The sequence below is a fragment of the Pseudomonas sp. LBUM1648 genome, assembly GCF_059716145.1.
Genome location: NZ_CP166808.1, coordinates 630,897 through 643,852, shown reverse-complemented (window position 1 = coordinate 643,852; position 12,956 = coordinate 630,897). Strand labels below are relative to the sequence as shown.

The window sequence follows — 12,956 nt, the reverse complement described above, 5'->3', positions numbered from 1 at the left end:
CCTGTGACGGATTGACCCAGGAGGAAGGCATGTCTTTGAAATCCGTTTGTGTATTCTGCGGTGCCAACGCCGGCACCGACCCGGCTTACACCGAAGCCGCCGTCGCCCTTGGCCGGGCAATGGCCGAGCGCAAGTTGACCCTGGTCTACGGCGGTGGCGCCGTCGGTTTGATGGGTATCGTCGCCGATGCCGCGCTGGCTGCCGGTGGTGAGGTGATCGGCATCATCCCGCAAAGCCTGATGGACAAGGAAATCGGTCACAAGAGCCTGACACGTCTGGAAGTGGTCGATGGCATGCACGCGCGCAAGGCGCGGATGGCTGAACTCAGCGATGCGTTTATTGCGCTGCCCGGCGGCCTTGGCACGCTGGAAGAGTTGTTCGAAGTCTGGACCTGGGGCCAACTCGGCTACCACGGCAAACCGCTGGGTCTGATGGAAGTGAACGGTTTCTACAGTAAACTCACCGCTTTTCTTGACCATATCGTCGGCGAAGGCTTCGTTCGCGCGCCACACCGTGACATGCTGCAAGTGAGCGAATCGCCGCAAATACTGCTCGAGTCCCTCGATAACTGGAAGCCGACCGTCACGCCCAAGTGGGTCGACCAAAAACCCGGCTAACCGCCGGGCACCGATACAGGGCAGAATACGCGCCGCTCAACCTCACCTTCGACCCAAGAGGATCGCCCATGGCCAAACCCAATTACTCCTTCGCCAAACGTCAACGAGACCTGGAAAAGGAAAAGAAGAAAGAGGAAAAGCTTCAGCGCAAGAAACAATCAGCTGAAGACGCGGCACTGAACCCTGATGGTGAAGTGGCGACTGACAACGATGTTGATACCGATGTAGATGCACCGAAAGATCAGGCGCCTGACGCCTGAGCTGATTGTTGGTTCGCTCCCTGAGGGAGCGATCTGTGGCGAGGGGATTTATCCCCGATGGGTCGCGAAGCGGCCCCTGCGTCCGGCCAACCCGAATGAGTTGTCTGGACTGAGCGACTGCTTCGCAGCCGATCGGGGATAAATCCCCTCGCCACAAAGCTCCCCATACGATTGTGCTTATTCCAAAGGCATCACCGTGACCCTGACTTCAGGATCATGACTGCCGCCCCCCAGAATCACCCCCCGCAACGGCGACACATCGGAAAAATCCCTGCCCCATGCCAACGTGATGTGTTCCAGCGCCGGCTGCACATTGTTGGTCGGATCAAAATCCACCCAGCCCAGCACCGGACAAAACACCGAAACCCAGGCATGCGACGCATCGGCGCCGATCAGCCGTGGCTGCCCCGGTGGTGGCTGGGTCAGCAGATAACCACTGATGTAACGTGCCGCCAGCCCTCGAGAGCGCACGCAGGCCAGCATCAAGTGGGCGAAGTCCTGACAAACCCCACGCCGACGTTCCAGCACTTCCACCAGCGGCGTCGCCACCTGGGTTGCCTCGGCATCAAAGGTGAATTCACTGAAAATCTTCTGCATCAAGGCCTGCACACCCAGCAGCAAAGGACGACCGGGAGGGAAACAGCTTTGCGAAAACTCGACGAAGCTGCGCTTCAAGTGCACGTACGGTGACTGGAATCGATAGCGGCAAGCTTCAAGCAATTCGGCAGACAACGGCTGACTGCTGTACGTCAACGCATTGCGCGTCAGCTCCCACGCAGGGGACTGGTTGAAATCCAGCGCCGGTCGCGCCAGCACCTCAACGGTCAGCCGCGCGTTGACCTGCAATTCATCATGCGGTCGCTCGAAGGCCAGTCGGGTCAGCGGATTGCCGAACACATCCAGCTCATCACGGCGCGCCGTTGGTTCCGGACTGATCAGCAACTGCTGCTCGGTGCAGCGCTGCCAACTGCATTCACGCGGCCACAGGTGCGCCAATTGCTGCGCCAGGGAAACCGGGCTGTCGTAGTGATAACAGGTGTCATGGAAGATCTGGTAATGCGCGTTCATCAGACGGACACCGTACGCTGGCTGACATCATCGACATGGGCGAAATGGCGCAGGGCCAGGCGATCGGATACCTGCCCGCTGGCATCGGCGATCTCTTGCAGCAAATCCGCCAAACCATCGAGCGCCGCGCGCACGCTGGACTCGCCGAACAACGGGTTCTCCAGACACCCCAGATCAAACCGCGCCAGACGCTCGACCAGTTGCGGCAACCCAGCCTCCCTTGGCACACCGAAATCGTCATTCAAACGTTTCAGCGTGCGGGTGACCAGTTTCAACTGGAACAACACGGCGTGGGGGTTTTGCTCATCGAGCAGTAACAGGTCGAGTACCGGAATCAACTGCGCCACCGCCAGATAGCGTGAGCGGTAAGTGATGCTGCTGTTGCCCAGCTCCAGCAGCCATTCCAGGCCGGCCTGGTCGAACGCCCCCGCGCCGCGCAGAAACGCCGCCAGGCTGCTGCTGAGAAATTGCAGACGCTCAATGCGCCGGCCAATCATCAGGAAACGCCAGCCTTCGTCGCGGGTCATGTCGTCCAGTGCAAACCCGGACAGCGCAGCGAGCGACATCACCAGACGATTGAGAAAATCCAGCAACTCGCCGAAATCCGGCTCGTCGGTGTCCAGTTCCGTCGCTTCACGTTGCAACTCCACCAACGCCTGCCAGTTCTCCCGGGAGAGCTTGCCGCGCACCTGCGAAGCCGCCCACTGCAAGCGTTGCAGGTTGGCCCGCAGGCTGAACGACCAGTCTTCGCCGAGCAGCGCTGCCAACAGGCGCTCCGGCAGCTCACCCTCGTCCGGCAACAGCGCCAGCCGCTCGCCGAGATCGACAGCCGCCAGCAGCGCTTGTGGATCATCACCGTCCACATAGCGCGTCAGCATGATTCGCAGCAGACGTGCGCTGTCATCACAACGCTCGCAGTAACGGCCGAACCAGAACAGGTTTTCCACCACCCGCGAAGGCAGGTAAGGGTCGCGCCGCACAAGATCGTGTACACCGACGTTGCGTTGCGCCTTCCATTGTTCGCCGCTCGGCGGCCGGTCGCCCAACACCCACGTGTCCTTGCTCGCGCCGCCGCGCTGCATCGAGACCACTTCGGCATCGGCTTCGGCGGCCACCCGGGTCAGTCCACCGGGCAGCACACGATAGCCGTCATGACTGGCCACCGCGTACATACGCATGCCGATGGCCCGGGGTTGCAGTTGACCATCCTCGGCTTGCCAGATCGGCGCTTGGGACAGTTGGGCCAGCTCTTGCGCAACATAGGCATAAGGCCGTGCCTGCATGCGCTCGGCGAGGGATTGACGCTGTTTTTCACTCAGATCACGGCCAAATACCGGCGTGAAGCTTTGCGAGGGGAATGCCGGTTTGATCAACAGTTCCGGCAGCTTTTCCAGGGCTTGGGCCAACACCGGTGCCTCACCACACCACCATGTAGCGATGGACGGCAGGATCAGTTCTTCGCCGAAGAGGAATTGGTTGATCTTCGGCAAAAAACCCAACAAACCCGGAGACTCCAGCACACCGCTGCCGAGCGCATTGGCGACCAACACCCGCCCCTGTCGCGCCGCTTCCAGCAAACCGGGAACACCCAGCGCGGAATCCGTGCGCAGCTCCAAGGGATCGCAGAAGTCGTCGTCGAGCCGCCGCATGATCGCGTGCACCCGGCGCAGGCCACTGAGGGTTTTCAGGTAGACCGTGGCATCACGCACCGTGAGGTCGCCGCCCTCCACCAGCGGATAACCGAGCTGTCGGGCGAGATACAAATGTTCGAAATAGCTTTCGTTGAAGCGCCCCGGCGTCAGCAACACCACCAGTGGCGCGTCGTCATCGCTGGGCGCCTGACGGGCCAGGGTTTCCTGCAGCGTACGGAAGAAACCGGCCAGATGTTGCACCTTCAGATCCCGGTACAACTCGGGGAAGGCGCGCGACACGATGGTGCGGTTTTCCAGTGCATAACCGGCCCCGGATGGCGCCTGAGTGCGATCCGCCGTCACCCACCAGCGCCCGTCCGGCGTGCGCGCCAGATCCACGGCGTACAGATGCAGAAAGGCATCGTCCGGCGGAAGAATCCCCTGACACGGCCAGAGAAAATTGTTGTGCCCGAATACCAGTTCCGCCGGCAACAGACCTTCGCTGATCAACCGTTGCGGGCCGTACAAGTCGGCCAGCACGGCATTGAGCAATCGCGCTCGCTGAGCAATACCCGCTGACAATTGCTGCCACTCGTCCGCTGCGATCACGTGCGGCAGCAGATCCAGTTCCCACGGGCGATCTGCACCCTTGGGATCGGCGTAGACGTTGTAGGTGACACCGTTTTCCTGAATCTGCCGGGCCAGCAAAGCCTGACGCTGCAGCAATTGCGCAGGGGTGTTGCGCTGCAACTGGTCGAACAGCCGCTGCCAGTGCGGACGCACCGCACCACTGTCATCCAGCAGTTCATGATAAGTGCCCGCCGTCAGCGGGTAGCGGTCTAGCAGGTCAGGCATGGAAAGCTCGGCAGACAGCAGGGAACGGTCAGACTAACGCAGGCACATGACGCCCGGATAGACGAAAAATCCGGGCGTCGCGTAGGACTTAAAAGCGTCGTAAATCGAGAGTCATCGGTAGCTCGTCAGACAATGTCAGGTTCGGTATCGGAAGTTTCCCTGGCGTGTGGCCGATGCGGAAGAAACGCGCCATGCGCCGACTCTCCGCTTCATTGGCATTGACCGGCAACGTCTCGTAGTTACGGCCACCGGGATGCGCGACGTGGTACTGACAACCGCCCAGCGAACGCGCCATCCAGGTGTCGAGCAGGTCGAACACCAGCGGCGCGTGCACCGGGATCGTCGGTTGCAGACAGTTGGCCGGTTGCCAGGCGCGGTAACGCACGCCAGCAACGAACTCACCGACCCGCCCGGTCGGATGCAGCGGCACAGGGATGCCGTTGCAGGTCAGCAAATAACGCTGCGGCGGCAAACCCTTGAGCTTGACCTGCAAACGCTCCAGCGACGAATCGACGTAACGCACCGTGCCACCCACCGCGCCCTCCTCGCCCAGCACATGCCATGGCTCGAGCGCCTGCCGTAGCTCAAGCTCGATGCCGTTCACCGCGTAATCGCCGACCTTGGGAAAGCGAAACTCCAGATGTGCTGCAAACCACTCGGCGCGCAACGGATAACCGGCGCTGTTGAGCTCAACGATGACGTCGGCGAAATCCTGTTCGATAAAGTGCGGCAACATGAACCGATCGTGCAACTCGGTGCCCCAGCGCGCCAGTTTCGGCGGCGCATACGGCTCGCGCCAGAAGCGTGCAACCAATGCCCGCAGCAACAATTGCTGCGCCAGACTCATGCGCGCGTGCGGCGGCATTTCAAAGGCGCGCAGTTCCAGCAGCCCGAGGCGACCGGTAGCGCCATCCGGCGAATACAGTTTGTCGATGCAGAATTCGGCGCGATGGGTGTTGCCGGTGACGTCGATCAGCAAGTTGCGCAGCAGTCGATCCACCAGCCACGGCGCGCACTCCTCGCCCGGTTCAGGCATCTGTGCAAAGGCAATTTCCAGCTCATACAACGCATCGTTGCGCGCCTCGTCGACCCGGGGTGCCTGAGAGGTCGGGCCGATGAACAACCCGGAAAACAGATACGACAACGACGGGTGGTTATGCCAGTAGCTGATCAGGCTGCGCAGCAGATCCGGTCGGCGCAGGAACGGTGAGTCCGCCGGCGTTGCGCCACCGAGGACGAAATGGTTGCCGCCGCCCGTGCCGGTGTGGCGGCCGTCGATCATGAATTTCTCGGTGGTCAGGCGAGTCTGGCGTGCCTCTTCATAGAGAAACTCGGTGCGTTCGACCAACTCGTCCCAGCTTGCAGACGGCTGCACGTTGACCTCGATCACGCCGGGATCCGGGGTGATGCGGAAATTGCTCAGACGCGGGTCGCTCGGCGGCTCGTAACCTTCCAGCAGCACCGGGCAATGCAGCTCTTCGGCGGTGGCCTCGATCGCCGCCACCAGCTCCAGATAATCCTCGACCCGTTCCAGCGGCGGCATGAACAGGTACAAGCGCCCTTCGCGGGCCTCGGCGCAAAACGCGGTGCGCGTCAGCCAATCGGCGGATTCGTCGATTTTCGGCAGGCGCTCGTCAGCGTTGGCCGGATCGCCGTGACTGTTGAGTTGCGCGGTATCCGGTAGCTCCGGGAAGTCCTGATTCGGGTCCTGAGGATGAACAAACGGATATTCGGCCGCTTTCACCCACGGCTGCGAACCGAGCGGCAAGCGGTAACCCAGCGGCGAATCCCCCGGCACCAACCGACAATGCTCGTCACGCAGATACCAGCGCCCGCTCTGCCATTGATCGCCCTTGGCAGTACGCGCCAGTGGCAGCACCTGACCGATTACCTTATCGAGTCCCTGACTGAAGACTTTGCGCAGTCGTGCGCGCTCCAACGGCTCCTCCAGACGCGAATCCTCAGCGCTGACGTTGCTCGGCAACGAACCCTCGCGCCAGAGGTAATAGAAATTGTCCTCGTAGGCCGGAAACACAAAGCGCGCAGGCAACTTCAACCGCTCGGCGACACTGGCGAGAAAACGCCCGGCGAGTTCGCCATTGGCGCCGTAATCCTGCTGCTCGTCGGCGATCAACGCATCGTTTTGCCAGATCGGCACGCCGTCGCGGCGCCAATAACAATTGAGCGACCAGCGCGGCAATTGCTCGCCGGGATACCACTTGCCTTGGCCGAAATGCACCAGCCCCTTCGGGGCGTAATGCTTGCGCATGCGCTGGAACAGCTCGGCGGATAGCCGGCGCTTGTCCTCGCCCAGGGCCGCGGTGTTCCACTCGGCGCCATCCGGGTCGTCGATGGAGACGAAGGTCGGCTCACCGCCCATGGTCAGGCGTACATCGCCCTCAAGCAGGTCGGCGTCGATCTGCCGCCCCAGTGCCTGAATCGCCAGCCATTGCTCATCGGTGTACGGCTTGGTGACCCGCGGCGCTTCCCAGATTCGCTCCACCGACATTTCGTGGCAGAACTGTGTCTCGCAAGGTTCGACCATCCCGCTGATCGGTGCCGCCGAAGACGGATCAGGACTACAGGCCAAGGGAATATGCCCTTCACCGGCGAACAGCCCGGAAGTGGCGTCGAGACCGATCCAGCCTGCACCCGGCAAATACACTTCGCACCAGGCGTGCAAATCGGTGAAGTCCACTTCAGTGCCGGAGGGGCCGTCGAGGCTTTTTACATCCGCGGTCAGTTGAATCAGGTAACCAGAGACAAACCGTGCCGCCAGCCCCAGATTGCGCAGCAGTTGCACCAGCAGCCACGCCGAGTCGCGGCAGGAACCGGAGGCGTGTTCGAGGGTGTGTTCCGGGGTTTGCACGCCCGGTTCCATGCGGATCAGGTAACCAATGTCTTCGCTCAGGCGCTGATTGAGTGCCACCAGAAAGTCCACGGCCGGCAGCGGCGTGCGGTCGATGCCGTCCAGATAGGCCTGGAACTTCGGCGTCAGCGGCAATGTTTCGAGGTACGGCGCCAGCTCTTTGCGCTCATCGGCGGCGTAGGCGAAGGGGATTTTCTCGGCGTAAGGCTCGAGGAAGAAGTCGAACGGATTGAACACCGCCATCTCGGCCAGCAGATCGACTTCGATGCGCAGTTCATCGGTTTTCTCGGGGAAAACCAGCCGCGCGAGGTAGTTGCCCTGCGGGTCTTGCTGCCAATTGATGAAGTGCTGCTCGGGCGAGACTTTCAGCGCATAGGACAGAATCCGCGTGCGGCTGTGGGCGGCCGGGCGCAGGCGAACGATCTGCGGGCCGAGTTCGACAGCGCGGTCGTAGCGGTAATGCGTGACGTGATGCAATGCGACATGAATCGACACGGCGTGCCTCCTGCGAGCCTTAAGCGTATTCGAAAGCGCGCAAGAGTTATGCCATGCACAGGCTTGGGCGCTTTCCCGGAATGCTCAAGGCAGTACAGCACCAAAATCGGGCGATGCGGGGAAATGCTTTGGCAAAGTTGCGCCTAAATGTGGCGACATTGGTTCATGCAGTGTTTGATCGGGCGCTTTCGCGAGCAGGCTCGCTCCCACATTTGGAATGCGGTCACCTGTGGGAGCGAGCCTGCTCGCGAAGGGGTCGGCCGCGCCACCACATGTCGGGAGACCTGAAATGCAAAACGCCAACCCGAAGGTTGGCGTTCTGTTTTAGCGTGGGACGACCGGCTTGCGAGCCGGCTTCGGCCCTTTGCCCTTGGCCGCGTCCTTGCGCTCCTTGGCAGCCTGCTGGTTGCGGGCGAACGCCGCAGCCTTGGCCTGTTCACGCTTGTCCCACGGATTACCACCATCACTGGCACGCGGTGGCAGACCGGTGTGCTGGGTGAGGATCTTGGTGGTTTTCTCTTTGCCTTCTTTCGCCACTTTATGGCTGCCAGCCGGCGTCGAGTTCTTGCGACGGGCGCTCTGGTAGCTGTCGGTGGACGGCTGATGCAGCGGAATCAGTTGATCCTTGCCCGGCCCGATCAAATCAGCGCGACCCATGCGCTGCAGCGCTTCACGCAGCATCGGCCAGCCTTTAGGGTCGTGATAACGCAGGAACGCCTTGTGCAGACGACGCTGCTCTTCGCTCTTGACGATGGTCACGCCGTCACTCTTGTAAGTGACCTTGCGCAGCGGGTTCTTGCCCGAGTGGTACATGGCGGTGGCGGTGGCCATCGGCGACGGGTAGAACGCCTGAACCTGGTCGGCGCGGAAGCCATTGCCCTTGAGCCACAGGGCCAGGTTCATCATGTCTTCGTCGGTGGTGCCCGGGTGCGCGGCGATGAAGTACGGAATCAGGTACTGCTCTTTGCCCGCTTCCTTGGTGTACTTCTCGAACATGCGCTTGAACTTGTCATAGCTGCCAATGCCCGGTTTCATCATCTGGTTGAGCGGACCTTCCTCGGTGTGTTCCGGGGCGATCTTCAGGTAACCGCCGACGTGGTGGGTCACCAGCTCTTTGACGTACTCCGGCGATTCGACCGCGAGGTCGTAACGCAGGCCGGAGGCAATCAGGATTTTCTTCACACCCGGCAACGCACGGGCGCTGCGGTAAAGCTGAATCAGCGACGAATGGTCGGTGTTCAGGTTCGGGCAGATGCCCGGGAACACGCAGGACGGCTTGCGGCACGCGGATTCGATTTCCGGCGTTTTGCAGGCGATGCGGTACATGTTCGCGGTTGGCCCGCCGAGGTCGGAAATGACGCCGGTGAAGCCCGGCACCTTGTCGCGGATTTCTTCGATTTCGCGAATGATCGACTCTTCGGATCGGTTCTGGATGATCCGGCCTTCGTGCTCGGTGATCGAGCAGAAGGTGCAGCCACCGAAGCAGCCACGCATGATGTTCACCGAGAAACGGATCATGTCGTAGGCCGGGATCTTTTCCTTACCGTACGCAGGATGCGGAACACGTGCGTAAGGCATACCGAACACGTAGTCCATTTCTTCAGTGGTCATCGGAATCGGCGGCGGGTTGAACCAGACGTCGACTTCGCCATGCTTCTGTACCAGCGCACGGGCGTTGCCCGGGTTGGTTTCCAGGTGCAGCACGCGGTTGGCGTGGGCATACAGAACGGCATCGCCACGGACCTTTTCAACCGACGGCAGGCGGATCACGGTTTTGTCGCGAGTCATGCGCGGGCTGGCCAGGATCTGCACGACCTTGGCTTCTTCCGGATCATCCACTGGGCCCTTTTCCTGCTCGATGGCGCAGGCCTGGGTGTCCTGGGTATTCACGTACGGGTTGATGATCTTGTCGACCTTGCCCGGACGGTCGATACGGGTGGAATCGACTTCGTACCAGCCCGCCGGCGTGTCACGGCGAATGAACGCGGTGCCGCGCACGTCGGTGATGTCTTCGATCTTGTGACCGTAAGACAGACGCTGGGCAACTTCGACGATGGCCCGCTCGGCGTTGCCGTACAGGAGGATGTCGGCGCTGGCGTCGATCAGGATCGAGTTACGCACGCGATCCTGCCAATAGTCGTAGTGGGCGATGCGACGCAGGGAGGCTTCGATGCCGCCGAGCACGATCGGCACGTGCTTGTAGGCTTCCTTGCAGCGCTGGCTGTAGACCAGGCTCGCACGATCCGGACGCTTGCCGGCCATGCCGCCCGGGGTATAGGCGTCGTCGGAACGAATTTTCTTGTCCGCGGTGTAGCGGTTGATCATCGAGTCCATGTTGCCGGCCGCGACGCCGAAAAACAGGTTCGGCTCGCCAAGCTTCATGAAGTCGTCTTTGGACTGCCAGTTGGGCTGCGCAATGATCCCGACGCGAAAGCCCTGAGACTCCAGCAGCCGGCCAATGATTGCCATGCCAAAAGACGGATGATCGACGTAGGCATCTCCCGTAACAATGATGATGTCACAGGAGTCCCAGCCAAGCTGATCCATCTCCTCCCTGCTCATCGGCAGGAATGGCGCTGGCCCGAAACATTCGGCCCAATATTTTGGATAGTCAAATAACGGCTTGGCTGCTTGCATGTCGGTCGACCGGTGTTGAGATGAAAAATCGCGGGCGCGGAATATAGCACAAAATTTGACCAATTCCGACGGCAATGGTCGGTTTCTCTTTGTGACCCTGCCCTCGGCATCACGCAGTGCATTCGTGTGCTGTCATTACCCCCACATGGATGCAAAAACCGCTACCCAAATCCAATTCACCATCAGCCAACGATTTGCGATTGCTGATATGACAACCCTTCAAGGATGAAGAAATGTCACCAAAACTACCCATCAAGGGCTCCGTCACCAGCGGTGCTCATACACGCCCGGCGCCGCAGGTGGATACCGACACGCCGCGACCCGCTATTTCCCCACCCATGGATAGCGGCCCATCAACCCCTTCTGCGATACGGAATGCTCCGGGGTCGAGCCCCCGCTCAAGTGAACCTCCCCGCGAGGGAGTTTCAACCACTCGGGCCACGACTCATCCGATAGCGTCGACCTCCGCCGGCGCTCCCTCGTCAGGAAAGCGGTCACTCGAGCACTATTGGATACCTGTCGAAGTCAGCCTTCCCGATGTCGATGCACTGGGATTCAGAACCCTGCACGGACGCCGCTACGTCGATGTGCCGGGCGGCCGCAACGTTCAGGTCGTGATCGACCCGGACATGGGCCTGTATCGAGCCAAATTGATGACCGAAAGAGCATTCGGCCCAGTGTTGGTACGCGACCATGACAGCAAGCTCTGGCACCCGCTTGAGGATTCACCGGGTTCACTGCCACTGCGTCCAATCGATGCGCTCAATCAGGAACTGGACGCCCACATCACCACGATCACGCAGGCGGTGAAGCTCACGGAAGAACTAAGGGCCGCCTGGCATGCACAGGCCAGGAAAGAAGGGGAAAAAAACGCCTTGGTCAAATTCGAAATCCAGTGTCAAAGACAACTGGCGACTCTGGAAAAGGCCGTGAACTTCTACATCAGGAACCAGGCCTCGCTTCTCTTGTACAAAGGTCGCTTTTCCTACGAGACAGAGCTGGTGGGCGTTCAGAAGCGGCAAGTCGAAGTCTATTTCGATGTCCTGGAGGCCGGTGATCTGCGTAAATCAATCGACGTATCGTCCTACTATGGCCGTCCCCTGGAGGCTCATCGCTCGATGGCAGGGTATTTGAAAGGCAAATTGGCCAACTTGCGCAAATGCCAACTCATAGTTGACGACATCCTGACCCGATCCCCCCACCTGAAAGTCGAATTGATCGAGCTTGGCTACGACCCGGTAAAAATCCATACAAACACGGCCAACTGGATTCATTCCAAAAGCCACTTGCTGGCCAGCGAACCGGTGCCCGACGCCGCGCAATACGTTGTGTTGTCGAGTTCGTTTTCAGAAGCAACGCGCACCTTCCGCAATATCGAAAGCATCCCGGAAGGCGCACGCATTCCGGTAATGAGCTGCCTGATCGACCAATGCGCAGCAATCAGGGCGTCGTACGAAGAGATGTCATTGCCAGCCGATACTCTCCTGGACAGCTCCCGGCGAGAAATAACCGAAGCCATTCAGGCTTTCGAAAACACCCTCGAACAGCGCATAGAGCTTTATCACCAGGAACTGGAGCGAACCTTAACCCTTCCCTCACTGGATGAGCCGATTGACTTCGACTTCATTCCGGCCCAGGTCACGAGTCCGTCTGCACACCCCTCAAGAAAGATGTTTCGCAGCAAACACCATGGCGTTTACAAGATCCGGATCGGGCAGTCACGTCGAACCCCCCAGGGCGAAGAAGTAATTGATGTCATGGATCCGCACAACCCCACGGAAGTCTTGCAAACCTATGAGCGCCGCGAAGGTGAATGGCAGCGGCGGGTTGCTCTGCAAGAAAGGCAGTTGTCGACGCTGACCGTCCAGGCCCAGCGACTTCTGGAACTATCGGAATCACATCTGACCAAGGCCCGGCAAGACGAAAGCGCAAAACGCAACGCCACCAACATCGTCGAGTTTCTGCAGGGCAAGGCCGAAGACCTCGATGATCTTCGTCAACAGATGGAACGGGCGCCGAATCCGGCCACCCTCGATATCGCGCCCCTCGCCCAGCAGCTCAAACATGACAGCGAGCGCCTGCGCAACGAAGGCGAAAAAATTCGCATCGCACTCTACAAGGACCCCACTTTCTTAAGCGTCGACCGTGTGGCGTATCTACTCAGCCAGGGCCACCTGAGTGTCAGCAAAGAGAAACCTGCGCGGCTGGAACGGGGCAAGGGCCAGGACAAATATTTTCTCGATGTCTATTCGCTGAACGACAAACACACCACCGTGCCTCTGTGGCATGTCCATTTCAAATACGAAAAAAAGGACAGCGCCGCGCTGAACTTCATGGTCAAGGGCGGCCACCTCAAGACCCTTGAGCAAAGCCGGCTGGGCATAACTGCCCAGCGTCGGGACGCGCAGGCCGGACGGGAACATGTCCCCATCTGGCGAGCAACCATTGACGGCAAAACCGCGCAGAAAATATTTGAGCTGGTCGCTTAAGCCAGACAACCCGTTTTTCAAGGATGAAAAAACCC

At 60.3% G+C, this 12,956-nt stretch carries 7 protein-coding genes; 3 read left to right on the top strand and 4 right to left on the bottom strand.

Translation table 11 applies throughout. The features are described from left to right. Window positions 1–29: 29 nt before the first annotated feature. The gene (locus ACA043_RS02775) at window positions 30–617 is read left to right on the top strand and encodes a cytokinin riboside 5'-monophosphate phosphoribohydrolase (RefSeq protein WP_497658575.1); all 588 of its coding nucleotides are present in this window, start codon (window positions 30–32) and stop codon (window positions 615–617) included. Window positions 618–685: 68 nt separating this feature from the next. Next, window positions 686–877 carry a hypothetical protein gene (locus ACA043_RS02770; RefSeq protein ID WP_187677864.1) on the top strand — a complete coding sequence of 64 codons (192 nt, stop codon included), beginning with the start codon at window positions 686–688 and terminating at the stop codon, window positions 875–877. A 177-nt stretch (window positions 878–1,054) separates the two neighbouring features. Here the strand turns inward: ACA043_RS02770 and ACA043_RS02765 are convergent, their stop codons facing one another. The 4 genes from ACA043_RS02765 to ACA043_RS02750 form a co-directional block, all read right to left on the bottom strand. After that, window positions 1,055–1,945: a transglutaminase family protein gene (locus ACA043_RS02765; protein WP_187677865.1), complete on the bottom strand. Its 891-nt coding sequence runs from the start codon at window positions 1,943–1,945 to the stop codon at window positions 1,055–1,057. Continuing rightward, window positions 1,945–4,431, bottom strand: a complete 2,487-nt coding sequence (locus ACA043_RS02760; protein WP_497616232.1) for a circularly permuted type 2 ATP-grasp protein — start codon at window positions 4,429–4,431, stop codon at window positions 1,945–1,947. The genes ACA043_RS02765 and ACA043_RS02760 overlap by 1 nt, the downstream gene beginning before the upstream one ends. A gap of 88 nt (window positions 4,432–4,519) precedes the next feature. Continuing rightward, complete coding sequence (locus tag ACA043_RS02755) at window positions 4,520–7,795, bottom strand: transglutaminase family protein (protein WP_497658574.1); 3,276 nt, start codon at window positions 7,793–7,795, stop codon at window positions 4,520–4,522. Window positions 7,796–8,119: 324 nt separating this feature from the next. Further along, the gene (locus ACA043_RS02750; RefSeq protein ID WP_187677868.1) at window positions 8,120–10,432 is read right to left on the bottom strand and encodes a YgiQ family radical SAM protein; all 2,313 of its coding nucleotides are present in this window, start codon (window positions 10,430–10,432) and stop codon (window positions 8,120–8,122) included. Window positions 10,433–10,665: 233 nt separating this feature from the next. Between ACA043_RS02750 and ACA043_RS02745 the strand changes: the two genes are divergently transcribed. Beyond that, a complete protein-coding gene (locus ACA043_RS02745) occupies window positions 10,666–12,921 on the top strand; it encodes a hypothetical protein (RefSeq protein WP_497658573.1) in 2,256 nt (751 codons plus the stop codon). Window positions 12,922–12,956: the final 35 nt, after the last annotated feature.